The following is a 16,687-nucleotide window of genomic DNA, read 5'->3' as shown; positions in this document are numbered from 1 at the left end:
GAGGGGAGGAACAACGAAACAACGGCAACGGGTAAAAGCCGCTGGCGTGTGAACGGCAGCGGCGGTACTCGGGGGCAGCGGTCTTACGTGATGCGGTCGGCGGCCTCGGCCAGCAGGCGCCATGCCTTCAGCACGGCGTGCAGTTCATCCATGGAAAGCTCGCCGAACACGTCCTGGCGCAGGCCGATCAACTGGTCTTCCAGCTCGCTGACCAGCGCGTGGCCGGCGTCGGTCAGCCACAACAGGTTGGCGCGGCGGTCGCTGGCGTCGCTCTCGCGGCGGACCAGGTCGCTGGCGCACAGCTTGTCCAGCAGGCGGACCAGGGAAGGCCCCTCCATGCCCAGCTGCTGGGCCAGCGCCACCTGGCGGATGCCACCCCCCGAGCGGCCGATCATCAGCAGCGGCATGGTGCAGGCGGTGGAGATGCCATAGCTGCCGAGCCGGCTGTCGGCCAGGCGCTGCCACTGCCGCCCTGCGTACAGCAGGCCGGAGCTGAGCTGCATTTGCAGCACGGTGCGCTCGTCGAGGGGTCGGTCCATAAGAGATAGATAGGATACTACTAATTTCATTCCTATCAATGGGTTTTTCTGAATGGGCGGGGTGCAGTGAGGAAAGCGTTGCGCCTGCTGGCTATCGGCTGGGGTGGCGGAGGGTTGGCTCTTTAAAGGCAAGGGCAGAAGCAGTGCGGACCAAGGTCCGCACCCACCAGGGCAGTGGCGCGAGCCGTTTCCGAAGCCATGAACCCCAGCTTTTGACCCCGCTTTCGGGCGGTCCGGCCGCGCCCGCAGGAAACCGTCAAGGAGGGGGAGGGGGGCTGCGCAGGACCGTTGGCGCCATGGATGGCGCCATCGAGCCCCCATGGACGGGTTTACGGCGTGTCCTGCGCAGCCCCCTCTCCCACTCCAGACCGATAGCAAGCACGCGCCGGAAGTACCCCCCGATGAACCGTCCCAACAGGACGACCCACCCCCCGGTCGGGTACGATGCTCGCCCCCCGATCGGGACGCTGTACGCAATGAGCAAGAACAACGAAAAGGCCGCCCCGCAGGGCGACGTGACCCAGGACCAGGCCGAGGATGCCGTGCGCACCCTGCTGCGCTGGGCCGGTGAGGACCCGTCCCGTGAAGGCCTGCTGGATACCCCCCGCCGTGTTGCCGAAGCCTATGGCGACTGGTTCAGCGGTTACCGCGACGACCCGCGCGCCTACATGGAGCGGACCTTCGAGGAAGTGGCCGGCTATGACGAACTGATCGTCCTGCGCGACATCGAGTACGAAAGCCACTGCGAACACCACATGGCGCCGATCATCGGCCGCGTGCACGTCGGCTACCTGCCGGCCGGCAAGGTGGTGGGCATCAGCAAGCTGGCCCGCGTCGTCGAAGCCTACGCCCGCCGTTTCCAGGTGCAGGAGAAGATGACCGCGCAGATCGCCCAGTGCATCCAGGATGTGCTGCAGCCGATCGGTGTCGGCGTGGTCGTCGAAGGCGCCCACGAATGCATGACCACCCGCGGCATCCACAAGCGCGGCGTCAGCATGGTCACCTCGAAGATGCTGGGCAGCTTCCGCGACGACGCGCGTACCCGCGCCGAGTTCCTGCGTTTCATCGAAGTGGGCGGCAAGCGCTGAGCCGCTTGCCCGCACCCCGCTGGCCCCGCGTGGCCGGCATGCCCACGGCTGCCTGCACGGCAGCCGTGCGTGGCTGCTCGTCCCCGCCAGCCCTCATGACTCCTTTCGCTGCATGAAGCACCGCGAACGCATCTCCCGTTACCGCCATCTGCGCGAACAGCCCCAGTGGAAGCTGCTCGCCGCCGACCACGCTCCGGAAATCATCGGCCTGCTGCAAGGGCTGCTGATGGACGGCGAGCGCACGCTGTCGTCGTCGGTACTCAACGAGCGCCTGCAACGTGCGCTGGACCAGCTCAACGGCGACGAACTGTCGCGCGACCTGCCGCGCACCGCGCAGGCCTACATCGCGCACTGGCTGGCCCAGGGTTGGCTGGAACGCCGCCTGCCCGAGGGCGCCGACCAGGAGCAGTACGAACTGTCGACCGCGGCGCTGCAGGCCATCCGCTTCGCCGACGGCCTCGAGCAGGCCCGCGTGGCCGCCACCGAAAGCCGCCTGGCGCTGGTCATCGAACAGCTCTCGCAGCTGGCCGCACAGACCGAGTCCGATCCGGACGCGCGCCTGTCGGCGCTGCGCGACGAGCGTGACCGCATCGACGCCGAGATCGCCCGTGTCGGTGCCGGTCGTGTGATCGCGCTGGACGGCAAGCGCGCGCTGGAACGTGCGCGCCAGATCATCGGCCTCGCCGACGAACTGACCGAGGACTTCCGCCGCGTACGCGACGACTTCGAGCAGCTCAACCGCGATTTCCGCGAACGCATCATTGACGATGAGGGCGAGCGCGGCGATGTGCTGTCGCAGCTGTTCGAAGGCGTGGATGTGATCGGCGAGAGCGATGCAGGACGCAGCTTCCAGGCCTTCTGGCGCCTGCTCAATGACGCCGAACAGAGCGCTCAGCTCGATGCCGCGCTGGAAGCGGTGCTGGCGCGTGGCTTTGCCCGTCGCCTGGACCGCAACGAACGCAACTTCCTGCGTGGCTTCACCAGCACCATGCTTGAACGCGGTGGCCAGGTGCACGACGTGCTGCAGAACTTCGCGCGCAGCCTGCGCGGCTTCGTGCAGAGCCGTGGCTACCTGGAACAGCGCCGCCTCAACCAGTTGCTGAAACAGGCGCAGTCTGAAGCGCTGGCGCTGCGCGACGAGTTCCCCGCACAGCGTGGCATCGGCCGCGACCTGCAGCTGACCACCAGCCGCCTGCGTTCGTGGTCGCAGTGGAAGCTGCATGATCCGCGCAGTGCCCAGGTCGATGGCAACGTCGAATACAACGACGCGGCCGCGATCAGCCTGGAAAGCGTCGGCGACCTGGTCGCCTCGTCCGAAATCGACTTCCGCACCCTGCGCCGCGACCTGCACGACCTGCTCGATGCACAGCCGCGGCTCAGCATTGCCCAGGCGCTGTCGCAGCGTGAAGCGCCGCAGGGCCTGGGCAGCGTCATCGGCTACCTGTCGCTGGGCACGCGCTTCGGCAACGTGATCGCCGGCGAGCAGGAGCTTGCCGAATGGCGTGGTGGCGACGGCCAGATCCGTCGCGCCCGCATCCCGCTGGTTTGGTTCACCCAGGAGAGACGCCATGAGCTGGCATGAAGATCCCATCGACGCAGCGCAGGCCGACGTGGCGGAAGACGCCTACGAAGCCGAACCGGTGGCGACCGTGGCGCAGCCCCGCCGTGGCAACGACGTGTACTACCTCGGCGATACCGGGCGCCTGCCGCTGGATGCGCGCCGCGCGCTGTGCCAGCTGCTGATCGGCCCCAGCATCGACCAGCTGCGTCACGCCAAACTGTGGCCGGCGCTGATCCGCAGCGAAGCCGCCATCCGCTCGTCGCTGGCCGACCTGTTCCTGGAACTGGTGCTCGACCGTGACAGCGGTGTGGCCTTCACCCGCCAGGCCGATACCGAAGACGTTGATGCGCCGGTGCTGCTGCGCACCTCGCCGCTGACCTTCATCGATTCGGTGCTGCTGCTGTACCTGCGCCAGCAGCTGGCCGAGGCCGATGCGCGCGGCAATCGCGCGGTGGTTGCAGACGCCGAGATGGCCGAAGCGCTGGCCATCTACGAAAAGAACCTGTCCACCGACCGCGCCGGCTTCAACCGCCGTGTCGCCTCGGCGGTGCAGAAGATGAAGGACAACCACATCCTGACCCGCCTCAGCGGCCAGGAAGACCGCCACGAAGTCTCGCCGGCGCTGAAGCTGTTGTTCTCCGCCGAAGACGTGTCCCAGCTTTCGGCGGTATACCGCCAGCTGCGCGAAACCCCGGCCGCCGAGGCCTGAGAGACCCGACCATCGCATGGCTATCTCCAAGCACACTCCCGCCCTGTTCAACGAAGGCCTGCCGGACCCGCGCCTGCAGCAGTTCCGCATGCGCCGCCTGCAGGTGCACAACTGGGGCACCTTCAATGGCCTGACCGAAGTGCCGATCGCCGAGCGCGGCTTCCTGTTCGTCGGCCGTTCCGGCTCGGGCAAGTCGACCCTGCTCGATGCCATGTCCGCGCTGCTGACGCCGCCGGCCATCGTCGACTTCAACGCCGCCGCGCGTGAAGCCGAGCGCAGTGGCCGCGACCGCAACCTGGTGTCCTATGTGCGTGGCGCCTGGGCCGACCAGCAGGACAGCGGGACCGGTGAAATCGCCACCCAGTACCTGCGCAAGGGCGCGACCTGGACCGCACTGGTGCTGGAATACCGCGCCGGCGACGGCCGCGTGGTCAGCCTGGTGCGCCTGCTGTGGATCTCCGGCAACGGCACCTCGGCCGGTGACGTGCGCAAGCACTACATGATCGCCGAGCGCCCGTTCGACATCGCCAAGGATCTCGGCGGCTTCGACCTGGACCTGCGCAAGCTCAAGCAGAAGCTGTCCGACCTGCATCACTTCGACACCTTCTCCGGCTACGCCGAACGCTTCCGCGACCTGCTCGGCATCGACAACGAGATGGCGCTGCGCCTGCTGCACAAGACGCAGTCGGCGAAGAACCTGGGCGACCTCAACGTCTTCCTGCGCGACTTCATGCTCGACACGCCGAAGACCTTCGACGCCGCCGAGCGCCTGGTCAGCGACTTCGCCGAACTCGATGGCGCACATCAGGCCGTGGTCACCGCCCGTCGCCAGGTGGAAACCCTGCTGCCGGCACGCGCCTACTACAACGACCTGAAGGAAATGCACCGCCAGCGCGGCGACGACGAAGCACTGAAGCTCGGCGTCGACAGCTTCCGCGAAAGCCGCCGCCAGGCGCTGATCGAAGCGCGCCTGCGCGAGATGGATGTGCGTGACCGTGGCCTGCTCGGCGAAGAAGCCCAGCGCCGTGCCGCGCTGGACAACCACACCGAGCGTCTGGCCGAACTGGAACTGCAGCGCCGCCAGCAGGGCGGTGAGCGCATCGAGGAACTGGAACGCGAACAGGGCCGCGCCGAAGCCGAGCGCGACCGCCGCAAGGCCAAGCGTGACCAGGCCCAGGAAGCCGCACAGCAGCTGCAGGCCGAACTGCCCGACGATGCCCATGGCTTCGCCGAGCTGGTCGAGCGTGCGCAGAATGAACTGCAGGACCGCCAGCGTGCCTCGGCAGCACTGGACGATGCGATCAGCGATCGCCTCGGCGGCAAGCGCGATGACGAGCGCCGCTTCGGTGAAGTGCGCAGCGAACTCGAAGCGATGCAGCGCACGCCCTCCAACATCCCGGCGCCGATGCAGAAGCTGCGCGCGCGCCTGGCCGAGGAAACCGGCATCGCTGAAGCGGCGCTGCCGTTCGTCGGCGAGCTGATCCAGGTCCGCTCGGAAGAGCAGGGCTGGCAGGGCGCCATCGAGCGCGTGCTGGGCGGTTTCGCGCTGTCACTGCTGGTCGATGACAAGCATTACAACGACGTCGCCGAGTGGGTGAACCGTACCCACCTGGGCATGCGTTTCACCTATTACCGTGTGCGCCGCAATGACGATGCGTTCGCGCGTGAGCCGTCGGCGAAGTCGCTGCTGCACAAGCTGGAACTGCGCGAGCACGTGTTCGAAAGCTGGCTGCGCCGCGAGCTCGGCAAGCGCTTCGACTACGAATGCGTCGATGCCAAGCAGCTGCGCAATGTCGACCGCGGCATCACCCGCGAAGGCCAGGTCAAGCATCCGGGCGACCGCTTCGAGAAGGACGACCGCAGTGCCGTGGGCGACCGCCGTCGCTGGATCCTCGGCTTCAACAACCACGACAAGGTGGGCGCCTTCGAGCGCGAAGCACAGGAACTGGCCAAGCGCATCGCCAGCTGCGAGACCGACATAGCGCGCCTGCGCGGCCAGCGTGACCGCGACAATGAACGTCGCCTGGCCTGCCACGAGCTGGTCAGCATCAGCTGGAACGAGATCGATATCGCCGCCCCACAGCAGCGTCTGAGCGATATCGAGGCCACCCTGCGCGATCTGCGCGAAGGCAACGCCGATCTCGCCAAGCTGGCCAAGCAGATCGACGCGGTGCGTGCCGACATCGAGCAGGCGCGCCGTACCTATGAAGACGTCCGCGTCGAACGTGGGCAGCTGGTCAAGGAACGTGATCGCCTGGACCGTGCACGCCAGCAGAGCCGTGCACTGGTGCTGCCGAGCCTGGCCCAGGAGCACGAGGCTGGACTTGCCGAGCGCCTGCAGGAGCAGGGCCCGCTCAGCCTGGAAACGCTGGAAGCGCACATGCGCCAGGTCAGCAACGCGCTGAACGAGCAGCTGTCGTCCTCGCAGCAGGACCTCAACCGCATCGAGAACCAGCTGATCGGTTGCTTCCGCCGCTTCATCCAGCAGTGGCCGGAGGAATCGGGCGACTTCACCGTGTCGGTGGCCTCGGCCGAGGACTTCCTTGCACGCCTCGAACGCCTGGAGCGCGATGGCCTGCCGCAGCACGAAGAGCGTTTCTTCGACCTGCTGCAGAACCAGAGCAAGAACAACCTGCTGGCCCTGCAGCGCCACAGCGCCGAGGCCCGCAAGTCGATCGGCCAGCGCCTGGACGAAGTGAATGCCAGCCTGGAACAGGTGCCGTTCAACCGCGGCACGCTGCTGACCATCGAACTGAGCGACCGCCGCCTGCCGGAAGTCGGCGAGTTCCATCTGCAGCTGCGCGAAGTGTTGTCGCAGCAGCAGACCGAGCAGCGCGAGCTGGCCGAATCGCAGTTCACCGTGCTGCGCCAGCTGGTCAACCGCCTGGGTTCACAGGAAGGCGAAGACAAGCGCTGGCGCGAGCTGGTGCTGGACGTGCGCATGCACGTGGAGTTCATCGGCGTCGAGCTGGATGCGGAGACGCGCCAGCAGGTCGAGATCTACCGCAGCGGTGCCGGCAAGTCCGGTGGCCAGCGCCAGAAGCTGGCCACCACCTGCCTGGCGGCTGCCCTGCGCTACCAGCTCGGCGGCGCCGACAGCCAGCTGCCCAGCTATGCCGCGGTCGTGCTCGACGAAGCCTTCGACAAGGCCGACAACGAGTTCACCGCACTGGCGATGAACATCTTCGACAACTTCGGCTTCCAGATGGTGGTGGCCACCCCGTTGAAGTCGGTGATGACGCTGGAACCGTTCATCGGAGGCGCCTGCTTCGTCGAAATCAGCGGCCGCCACGATTCCGGCGTGCTGCTGATCGAGTACGACGAAGAGGGCAAGCGCCTGAAGCTGCCCGAGCGCAGCCGCCAGCAGGCCAACGAGCCGGAAGAAGCGGAGGCCTGACCTGGCCGATTGAATGGGAATGCCGGCCAGCGGCCGGCACTACCCATGGCGGGGTTCATGGCCCGGTAGTGCCGGCCGCTGGCCGGCAACCGCATTCACGCTCCGCGCAACGTATCCCACGCCATCCGCGCGATCAGCACCACCACCAGCCCCACGAACAGCTTGCGGATGAACGGCGTACCACCCTTCAGCGCCAACCGCGTGCCCACCACCGATCCAATGATGTTGGCCGCCGCCATCGGCAGCGCGAACAGCCACAGGATGTTGCCGGTCGGCACGAAGAACGAGATCGCCGCCACATTGGTCGCCAGGTTCACCACCTTCGACGCGGCCGATGCGCGCAGGAAATCCAGGCCGAAGAAGCGCACGAACAGGAAGATCAGGAAGCTGCCCGTACCCGGCCCGAAAAAGCCATCGTAGAAGCCGATCGCCGCACCAATGGCCAGTGCGATGGCCAGCTCGCGGCGGCCGATCTCCTGCGGCCGGTGCAGTGCACCGAAATCCTTCTTCCAAAGCGTGTAAGCCAGCATCGCGATCAGCAGCACCAGTACCAGCGGGCGCACCGCATCCTTGGGCAGCAGGCTAACCGCGGTGGCCCCGGCGAAGGAGAAGATGAAGGCCGTGCCAGCCGCGAACAGCACCGGCTTCCACGGGAAGCGCACATTGCGTGCATAGCGCCAGGCCGCTGCACCCGTGCCGAACATCGAGCTGAACTTGTTGGTACCGAACAGCATCGCCGGCGTCTGCTGCGGCAGCACCGTGAACAGGCCGGGCAGCTGCACCAGGCCACCGCCACCGACGGCGGCATCCACAAGGCCGGCGATGAAGGCGATCACCACCAGCCACCACAACTCAGGGGGAACCAGTTCCAGCACGGCGATCAATCAAGGTGGGGGGCGCGACAGCATACGCCTGTCCTGCATCAGCTGACCCGTGCCGCGCGTGGATCAATCCATGCAACCCGGCGACAATGCCGGCATGAGCCGAAAACCCGCCGATCCCTGTCCCTGCGGCCTGGCCGCCGACTACACCGCCTGCTGCGGCCGTTTTCACGCCGGCGAGGCCGCGCCCGATGCCGAGCGCCTGATGCGTTCGCGTTACAGCGCCTACGTGCGGGGTCTGGCCGACTACCTGCGCCAGACCTGGCACCCGGACACGCGTCCGGCCGAGCTGACGCTGGACGATGCGCCGGGCCAGCGCACGCATTGGCTGGGCCTGACCGTGCACGAGCACACCGTTACCGGTGCCGACAGCGCCGACGTCCGCTTCACCGCGCGCTACCGCATCGGCGGCGGCAGCGCGGTGAAGATGACCGAACACAGCCGCTTCCTGCGCATCGACGGCCGCTGGTACTACCTCGACGCGGTCTGAGCCTCAGCCGCCACGCATGGCCAGCACGCGTTGGCCGGCCTGCGCGTGCACCTGGTTGCGGCCCCCGTCCTTGGCCGCGTACAGCGCCTGGTCGGCGGCCTTGACCACCGCCATCGGTCGCCGGTCCACACGACTGTCGGCCAGGCCGATGCTCACCGTCACCTGCACGACCTGGCCGCTGCCACCGCGTCCGCGCTGCTGGCGGCCGGCTTCGTCATCGCGGCTGCGGGTGCTGCGGTCGCGCAGCTGCATGCGGGTGTCCTCGATGCTCTGCCGCAGCGCCTCCACGGCATCCATGCAGGCCGCCGCAGGGCGGTCCAGGAACACCACCGCGAACTCCTCGCCGCCATAGCGGAACGCGCGGCCGCCGTCACCCACCCGCGCCAGCCGCGAGGCTACCAGGCGCAGCACGTCGTCGCCGGTGTCGTGGCCATGGGTATCGTTGAACGATTTGAAGTGGTCTACGTCCACCATCGCGATGCTGTAGGTGCCGCGTGCCCGTTGCAGGGTTTCGTTGAACACGCGGCGCCCCGGCAGGCCGGTCAGTTCGTCGCGGAACGCCATGTGGAAGGATTCCTGCAGCATCGCACCCAGCACCAGCAGCAGGGCGGCGCAGCTCAGCGCCGGCAGCAGCACCGGCTGCAGGAACACCCGCGGCAGCATCCACCACAGGCACAGCATCGCAAGCAGCATCGACGTATGCAGCGGGCGCGGGTGCCGCCAGGCCTGCCAGCCCAGCGCAGCGGTGGCCAGCAGGAACAGCAGCGCCGGCAGTTGTGCCAGCGCGTTCCAGTCAGCCGGAATCCAGCTCCAATGGCGGTTCGACAGCAGGTCGTGCATGCCACGCGGTTGTTGTGCCGCCAGCAGGAGGAAGATCAGAAGCGCGGTGCCACTGGCAATACCACGCAGCAACAGGTCGTGGCGTCGGCGCCCGCGCTCCGGCCACAACGCCAGTCCGGCGAACAACAGCGGCAACCAGGTTGAGATGGCGTGGAAGCGAAGCGGCGTCAGTGCGGTGACATGGCCACTGCGCAGGTAGCCAGCGACATCGTGGTGCAGTAGCGCAAACACCACCGCCACCAGCAGTAGCAGGCACAGCGCGCGCATCTGATGGTAGAGCAGGGCCAGCCCCGCGCCGAGGCAGGCCAGCAGCCAGGGCAGGATGCGCGGGGCGGGACTGGCCACGTCTTCAGCACCCAATGCGGTGCACAGCACCACGGCGACCAGCATGGCGGGCAGCACGAACAGGTAATGCGCAGGCTGGCGGAGCGGATGCAGGGGCAAGCAGGAATTCCAGCGCGGTGACGACGCGGCCGCAGCATTGCCGTTAGCGGCGTTCGTGCCTGCATCTTGAATGCGGGTGGCTTACCCATGTGAACAAAGTGACGTCGAACCATGACATCGCACTCACCGTTCTGCGCCGATGCTGCGCGCATGGACAGCGTACCCGCCGCCGTCGCTGCCCCGCAGCACGATCTCGCCCACCAGTTCGCCCGCATCCGGGCGCGCAGCCTGCAGCTGGCCGCACCGCTCAGTGCCGAGGACGCCATGCTGCAGAGCATGGCCGACGCCAGCCCGAGCAAGTGGCATCTGGCCCATACCACCTGGTTCTTCGAGCGCTTCGTGCTGGCGGGACTCGGCACCACACCGGCGCATGACCCGGCCTGGGACTATCTGTTCAACAGCTACTACAAGAGCATCGGCCCGGCGCATGCGCGGCCGCAGCGTGGGCTGCTGTCGCGACCCTCGCTGCAGCAGGTGCGCGACTACCGGCAGCAGGTCGATGCGCAGGTACAGGCACGCCTGACGGCAGGCGACCTTGATGAGCAGGCGCTGCAGCACCTGCAGCTGGGACTGCAGCATGAGCAGCAGCATCAGGAGCTGCTGCTCACCGACATCAAGCATGCGTTCTGGTGCAATCCGCTGCAGCCGCCGTATCGCGAAGACCTGCAACCCACCGCAAGCAGCGCCAGCGCTCAGGGTTGGATCGAGTCACCCGAGCGCATCGTCACCGTCGGCGCCGCAGCCTGGCCGCAGCAGGCCGCGTTCGCGTACGACAACGAATCGCCAGCGCACCGCGTGCTGCTGCCCGCCCACGCCCTGGCCGAGCGCCCGCTCAGCAATGCCGAATACCTCGCCTTCATCGAGGCCGGTGGTTACCGGGAGCCGCGCTGGTGGCTCAGCGAAGGCTGGGCGCTGCGCGAAGCCGAGGGCTGGCAGCACCCGCTGTACTGGGATGACGCTCTGCAGCGCGAATACACCCTCGGCGGTTGGCGTGAGCTGGATCCGCACGCGCCGGTCTGCCACCTCAGCTACTACGAGGCTGATGCCTGCGCCCGCTGGGCCGGCGCGCGCCTGCCCAGCGAGTTCGAATGGGAAGCGGCTGCGACGTCGCAACCGGTCAGCGGCCACTTCGCAGAGGATGACCACCTGCACCCGCAGGCGGGGCAGGGCAGTGGACTGCGGCAGCTGTTCGGCGATGTATGGGAATGGACCCAATCGGCCTATGGCGCCTACCCCGGCTTCCGCCCATTTGCTGGAAACCTGGGTGAGTACAACGGCAAGTTCATGTGCGGGCAGTGGGTGCTGCGCGGCGGGAGCTGCGCCACGCCGCGCGGACATGTGCGCGCCAGCTACCGCAACTTCTTCATGCCACCGGCGCGCTGGCAGTTCTCTGGGCTGCGCCTGGCCAGGGACCTTACATGAGCACCGTGCATGACGCGCTGCAGGCGCTGACCGATCTCACTCCCGGCCGCCAACAGATCCTGGCCGACGCGGTGACCGGGCTCTCACGTTCGCCGCGGCAGCTGCCGTCCAAGTACTTCTACGACGCACGTGGCTCGCGCCTGTTCGAGCAGATCACCCAGACCCCCGAGTACTACCCCACGCGCACCGAGCTGGCCTTGCTGAAGCGCGTGCTGCCGGACATTGCCCGCAGCGTCGGCGCGCGCCTGCACGTGGTGGAACTGGGCAGCGGCAGCGGCCGCAAGACCGCGCTGCTGCTGGCCGCCCTGCACGACCCGGTGGCCTACACACCGATCGAAATCTCACGCGCCGCACTGCTGTCCAGCATCGACCATCTGGCCCCGGCGCTGCCCCAGGTCGAGATGCTGCCGGTCTGTGCCGACTTCACCAGCCCTGTGACCGTGCCCATGCCCGAGCGCGAACCCGCGCGACGCCTGTTGTTCTTCCCCGGTTCCACACTGGGCAACTTTGAAGGCGAAGACGCGGTCGCACTGCTGCGCGCGATGCGCCAGACCATGGGCCGTGACGGGCTGGCCCTGGTCGGCATCGACCTGCACAAGGACCCGGCGCTGATCGAAGCGGCCTACAACGATGCGCAGGGTGTCACCGCCGCGTTCACTCTCAACCTGCTGGCCCGGCTCAACCGCGAGATCGGCAGCGACTTCGACCTCGACGGCTTCCGCCACCGCGCCTGCTACAGCACCGCGCGGCTGCGCATCGAGACTGATCTGGTCAGCCGCTGGGCGCAGAATGTGCATCTGGGCGGCCGCACTTTCCACTTTGCCGCCGATGAACCGATCCGCGTGGAGTACAGCCACAAGTACACCGACGACAGCTTTGAACAGCTGCTGCAGCAGGCCGGGCTGCAGGTGGTGCAGCGCTGGGATGCCGACGCCCCGGCCTATGGCCTGCGCCTGCTGCGTGCTCTGTAGGACCGATCACCCGCCGGTGCCGCTTCAGGTTCGGCTGCACCGCTGGCCCTAAGATGGCCCTGCACCGGCAACACGGAGGACGCCATGCCCATTCTGATCACGCTCGGCCTGGCCGCCGCCCTCGCCTCGACGCCGGCGCAGTCGACGGCACCCGATCCCGACCCCGATCCGGCCTTCAGCCGCTGCCTGGCGGGCCTGCAGGCCGCGGCCGCCAGCCAGGGCATCAGTGCCGACCGCTTCAACGAAATCACCGCCGGCCTCACCCCGGACCCCAGCGTGCTCGGCCTGCTCGATGCGCAGCCGGAATTCACCACGCCGATCTGGGATTACCTGGCAGCCCTGGTCGATCGCCAGCGCGTTGATGATGGGCGCGCGATGCTGCAGCAGCATCGTGACCTGCTCGATCGCGTGTCCGCACAGTACGGCGTCGATCCGACCACCATCGTCGCCGTATGGGGCGTGGAGAGCGACTATGGCCGCGTGTTCGGCAAGCGCCCGCTGCTGCAGTCCCTGGCCACGCTGTCCTGCGCCGGCCGTCGCCAGGCCTTCTTCCGTGGCGAACTGCTGGCCCTGCTCAAGCTGATCGACCGGTGTGACCTGCAGGCGCAGGGGCTGACTGGTTCCTGGGCCGGCGCGTTCGGCCATACCCAGTTCATGCCCAGCACCTATGCACGCATCGCGGTCGACGGTGACGGCGACGGTCGTCGTGATCTGGTCGGCAGCATTCCCGACGCGCTGGCGTCCACCGCCAACTACCTCAAGCGTGCCGGCTGGCGCAGTGGCGAGCCATGGGGCATGGAGGTCCGTATCCCGGCCGGCTTCAACGCCAGCCAGGCCGGTCGTACCCAACGCCGCGCGCTGGCCGACTGGCGCGCGCAGGGCGTGACCGCGCTGGATGGCAGCGCGCTGGCACCGGCCAACCTCCCGGCCGACGCGCGCGCCGCCCTGCTGCTGCCGGCCGGCAACAAGGGCCCGGCATTGCTGGTGTTCCGCAACTACGACGCGATCTACAGCTACAACGCCGCCGAAAGCTATGCGCTGGCGATCGCGACGCTGGCTGACCAATTGCGTGGCGGCAACGGGTTGGCCACCGCCTGGCCGACCGACGACCCGGGCCTGGGCCGCGATGAGCGCCGCCAACTGCAGACCCTGCTGCTGGCCCGCGGCCACGATATCGGCAGCGCCGATGGCATGATCGGTACGGCCACGCGTCGCGCGATCCAGTCCGAGCAGCAGCGCCTCGGCTGGACCAATGCCGATGGGCGTGCTGGGCAGCGCATCCTGCGCACGCTGCAGGAAGAGGCCGCAGCGGCAGCGCCCAGCGTGCAGAAGGCCTTGCCCCAGGCACGCTGACCGCGACATCATCGCCGCGGTCTTCAAGGAGCGTCATCGCATGCAGTCGAATCCGGACATCAGCAGCGGCCTGTATCACGGGCTGGAGGCCTGGCAGGTGCGAACCGCCAATGCCACGGCGGTCATCAGCGTGTTCGGTGGACAGCTGCTGTCGTTCATTCCGGAAGGGCAGCACGACCTGTTGTGGCTGTCGCCCACGCGCGCCGAACTGCCCACGCCGATCCGCGGAGGTGTGCCGGTGTGCTGGCCGTGGTTCGGACGCCAGGGCCAGGACACTGATGTTCCCGCACACGGGTTGGTGCGTACCGTGCGCTGGGAACTGCAGCAGGTGTGCCAGAACGACACGGGAGAGCTGGAGCTGCAGCTGGCGCCGCCATTGCCTGCAGACCTCGGCCTGCGTCTGCAGATGCAGCTGCGTATCGGCCACCAGCTGCATCAGCAGTTGACCAGTGAGAACATCGGCAGCGCCCCGGTCACTTTCACCCAGGCCCTGCACAGCTATTTCCGTGTTGGCGATGCCGGTCGCGTCGAGGTCGATGGCCTCGATGGACTGCAGTATCTCGACAAGTACGAGGATTACGCGCAGGCGCGCCTGCAGCAGGGACCGTGGTCATTGCGCGATCCGCGTGATCCCGGCCGCAGCGATCGCATCTATACCGGTGCTGGCGGCCATTACGCGCTGCGTGATCCCGTACTGCAGCGGCGGATCGAGATCCGCAGCGAAGGCAGCCAGACGCTGGTGGCATGGAACCCGGGTGCGGACGCGGCGGCGAAGATGGCGGACGTCGGCGATGGCTGGCACGATTATGTCTGCCTGGAGGTGGCCAATGCCGGCCCCGAGCAGATCACCCTCGCACCGGGGGAGCGCCACCGGTTGGCGCAGACCCTGGCCAGTGCCCCGCTATAGGTGGTGGCAGCAGTTCCAGTTTGATGATGTACGCAGGAAGGATGGAGAACATGCAGGAAGCACAGTGGTGGTATGCCAATGGCAGGCAGAGCAGTGGGCCGGTCGACCTGGCCGGTCTTCGCAAGCTGCAGCAGGACGGGACGGTAACGGCACGCACGCTGCTGTGATGCGAAGGGATGCCGTCGTGGCGTCCATTGGCCGAGCTGGATCAGGTTCCAACGCCCATCGAAGTGGTTCCGGCCCCGGATATCGACGCAGCCCCTGTCGTGGAGGGCATCGCGCCGAGCGTCGGCGATCCCTCCGATCCGTATCGTGCGCCGGCCACTGCACCGGATACGACAGCGGCGGCTGGGCTGGAAGGCGAATTGGCGCTGTACGCCAGTGTGGTGGGAGGCAACTTCCCGATCTATCGCCAGCGCTGGCGGCTGGATCAAGGCATCGCCACGGGCACTGGCACCTGGCACTGGCCGGCCTTCCTGCTCGGCCTGGTGTGGATGATGTACCGCAGGATGTACCGTCTGGCGGCGATGTGGGCTGGCCTGCTGCTGCTGATCAGCGTGGTCGAGACCTTGCTGGATGTGCCTGATGGCCTGTCGCTGGTCATCACCTTCGCGCTCAGCATCACCACCGGCATCTTTGGCAACAGCTGGTACCTGGCGCACTGCCAGCGCCTGATCGCCCAGGCCCGTACCGTGGCCGGCGGCGATGACGCACGGCTGCGCAGCGAGCTGACTGCACGCGGCGGCACCAGCGTGGTCGCCACACTGATCGCCATCGTCATCGCGGTGGTGCTGAGTACGGTCGGCGCTGCGTTGGCGGGGTAGGCCGGATCAGCCGGCTTGGCGTGGCCGCAGTACCAGCAGGCACAGGGCTCCGGCCACCAGCCCCCAGAACGCCGAGCCGATGCCGGCCAGGCTGACCCCGGAGGCGGTGACCAGGAAGGTGACCAGTGCCGCCTCGCGGTCCCGCTCTATCGCCAGCGCACTGGCCAGGCTGTTGGCGATGGTGCCGAACAGCGCGATACCGGCCACGCAGGCCACCAGTTCCTTCGGGAACGCGGCGAACAGTGCCGCCACGGTGGCACCGAACAGTCCGATCGCGATGTAGAAGGCGCCCGCTGCCATGGCCGCGGTATAGCGTCGCGCCGGATCTTCATGCGCATCGCGGCCCATGCAGATCGCGGCGGTGATTGCAGCGAGGTTGAGCGCATAGGCACCGAAGGGGGCCAGCAGCGTGTTGACCACACCGATCCAGCCGATCAGTGGCGACACCGGTGCTTCGTAGCCGGATGCGCGCATCACCGCGACGCCGGGAATGTTCTGCGAAGCCATGGTGACCACGAACAGGGGCAGGGCGATGCCTGCCACCGCCGTCCACGATAGTGACGGCGTGACCCACTGAGGTACTGCCAGTTGCAGTTGTACCTGTTGTGCGTGCAGCAGGCCGCGGCTGGCCGCGACCGCGATACCTACCGCCAGGGTGGCGATCACTGCATAGCGTGGGAACAGGCGGCGCCCGGCCAGCCAGGTGGCGAACATCGCCAGCGCCAGCACCAGTTGGGTGTTCATCGCCACGAACACATCCAGGCCGAAGCGCAGCAGCACGCCGGCCAGCATGCCGGCGGCCAGCGCCATCGGCACCCGTTGCATCAGGCGGGCGAAGATGCCGGAGAAGCCGGCCAGCATGCCCAGCACCGCGGCAAGCAGGAAGGCGCCGGTCGCTTCAGACAGTGAGGCGCCACCGGCACCGACCACCAGCATCGCCGCGCCCGGGGTCGACCATGCGGTCACCACCGGCACGCGGTAGCGCAGCGACAGGCCGATGCAGGTCACGCCCATGCCCAGCCCCAGTGCCCACATCCATGAGGCGATCTGCGCCTGGTCGGCACCGACGGCCTGTGCAGCCTGGAACACGATCACGGCCGAACTGGCGAAGCCGACCAATACAGTAATGAAGCCAGCGACGATCGCCGGCATCGAAAGATCGCGCCACCACACCCGCCGCACCTGCATGTTCATTGCTGTCCCTCTACTGTGCATCCGTGCATTGATAGCCCCTGCGGTGTTGACCGCGCAACGCGCGGTC

13 protein-coding genes and 1 pseudogene are annotated in these 16,687 nt (G+C 67.6%); 10 read left to right on the top strand and 4 right to left on the bottom strand.

Annotation, left to right across the window (positions count from 1 at the left end; genetic code table 11):
• Positions 1-83: 83 nt before the first annotated feature.
• The gene (locus ACZK2G_RS21710) at positions 84-539 is read right to left on the bottom strand and encodes a MarR family winged helix-turn-helix transcriptional regulator (protein ID WP_012481667.1); all 456 of its coding nucleotides are present in this window, start codon (positions 537-539) and stop codon (positions 84-86) included.
• Positions 540-1,015: 476 nt separating this feature from the next.
• On the opposite strand from ACZK2G_RS21710, the gene folE reads away from it, so the two are divergent.
• The 4 genes from folE (at position 1,016) to ACZK2G_RS21690 (ending at position 7,294) form a co-directional block, all read left to right on the top strand.
• A complete protein-coding gene (folE, locus tag ACZK2G_RS21705; RefSeq protein WP_004141296.1) occupies positions 1,016-1,627 on the top strand; it encodes a GTP cyclohydrolase I FolE in 612 nt (203 codons plus the stop codon).
• Between the two features lie 112 nt (positions 1,628-1,739).
• On the top strand, positions 1,740-3,209 hold the full coding sequence (locus ACZK2G_RS21700) for a DUF3375 domain-containing protein (protein ID WP_046985163.1): 1,470 nt from the start codon (positions 1,740-1,742) through the stop codon (positions 3,207-3,209).
• Positions 3,196-3,897 (top strand): DUF4194 domain-containing protein, encoded by a 702-nt coding sequence (locus ACZK2G_RS21695; protein WP_046985162.1) that lies wholly within the window; start codon positions 3,196-3,198, stop codon positions 3,895-3,897. Before ACZK2G_RS21700 ends, ACZK2G_RS21695 begins: the two co-directional genes overlap by 14 nt.
• Before the next feature lie 16 nt (positions 3,898-3,913).
• Positions 3,914-7,294, top strand: a complete 3,381-nt coding sequence (locus tag ACZK2G_RS21690) for an ATP-binding protein (protein WP_046985161.1) — start codon at positions 3,914-3,916, stop codon at positions 7,292-7,294.
• Between the two features lie 95 nt (positions 7,295-7,389).
• Here the strand turns inward: ACZK2G_RS21690 and ACZK2G_RS21685 are convergent, their stop codons facing one another.
• Positions 7,390-8,169 carry a sulfite exporter TauE/SafE family protein gene (locus ACZK2G_RS21685; RefSeq protein ID WP_012512533.1) on the bottom strand — a complete coding sequence of 260 codons (780 nt, stop codon included), beginning with the start codon at positions 8,167-8,169 and terminating at the stop codon, positions 7,390-7,392.
• 103 nt (positions 8,170-8,272) lie between these two features.
• Between ACZK2G_RS21685 and ACZK2G_RS21680 the strand changes: the two genes are divergently transcribed.
• Positions 8,273-8,665 (top strand): YchJ family protein, encoded by a 393-nt coding sequence (locus tag ACZK2G_RS21680; RefSeq protein ID WP_337302996.1) that lies wholly within the window; start codon positions 8,273-8,275, stop codon positions 8,663-8,665.
• Between the two features lie 3 nt (positions 8,666-8,668).
• On the opposite strand, the gene ACZK2G_RS21675 is transcribed toward ACZK2G_RS21680, so the two are convergent.
• Positions 8,669-9,949 carry a GGDEF domain-containing protein gene (locus tag ACZK2G_RS21675; RefSeq protein WP_136639981.1) on the bottom strand — a complete coding sequence of 427 codons (1,281 nt, stop codon included), beginning with the start codon at positions 9,947-9,949 and terminating at the stop codon, positions 8,669-8,671.
• Between the two features lie 150 nt (positions 9,950-10,099).
• On the opposite strand from ACZK2G_RS21675, the gene egtB reads away from it, so the two are divergent.
• The 5 genes and pseudogenes from egtB to ACZK2G_RS21650 all read left to right on the top strand — a co-directional run bounded on the left by egtB (position 10,100) and on the right by ACZK2G_RS21650 (position 15,426).
• Positions 10,100-11,371: an ergothioneine biosynthesis protein EgtB gene (egtB, locus tag ACZK2G_RS21670; RefSeq protein WP_136639983.1), complete on the top strand. Its 1,272-nt coding sequence runs from the start codon at positions 10,100-10,102 to the stop codon at positions 11,369-11,371.
• Positions 11,368-12,342, top strand: a complete 975-nt coding sequence (gene egtD, locus ACZK2G_RS21665) for an L-histidine N(alpha)-methyltransferase (protein WP_046985158.1) — start codon at positions 11,368-11,370, stop codon at positions 12,340-12,342. Before egtB ends, egtD begins: the two co-directional genes overlap by 4 nt.
• A gap of 84 nt (positions 12,343-12,426) precedes the next feature.
• Positions 12,427-13,695 carry a lytic murein transglycosylase gene (locus ACZK2G_RS21660; RefSeq protein WP_478474336.1) on the top strand — a complete coding sequence of 423 codons (1,269 nt, stop codon included), beginning with the start codon at positions 12,427-12,429 and terminating at the stop codon, positions 13,693-13,695.
• Between the two features lie 40 nt (positions 13,696-13,735).
• Positions 13,736-14,602 carry a D-hexose-6-phosphate mutarotase gene (locus ACZK2G_RS21655; protein ID WP_046985156.1) on the top strand — a complete coding sequence of 289 codons (867 nt, stop codon included), beginning with the start codon at positions 13,736-13,738 and terminating at the stop codon, positions 14,600-14,602.
• Between the two features lie 50 nt (positions 14,603-14,652).
• A pseudogene (locus ACZK2G_RS21650) lies at positions 14,653-15,426 on the top strand (DUF2628 domain-containing protein).
• Between the two features lie 6 nt (positions 15,427-15,432).
• Here ACZK2G_RS21650 and ACZK2G_RS21645 read toward each other — a convergent pair.
• Positions 15,433-16,620 (bottom strand): benzoate/H(+) symporter BenE family transporter, encoded by a 1,188-nt coding sequence (locus ACZK2G_RS21645; RefSeq protein WP_046985155.1) that lies wholly within the window; start codon positions 16,618-16,620, stop codon positions 15,433-15,435.
• Between the last annotated feature and the right edge of the window lie 67 nt (positions 16,621-16,687).

It is taken from the genome of Stenotrophomonas sp. 107298_Sma (assembly GCF_056480345.1).
Note: the sequence above shows the minus strand (reverse complement) of the source record. Positions and strands in the feature narration are given on the sequence as shown.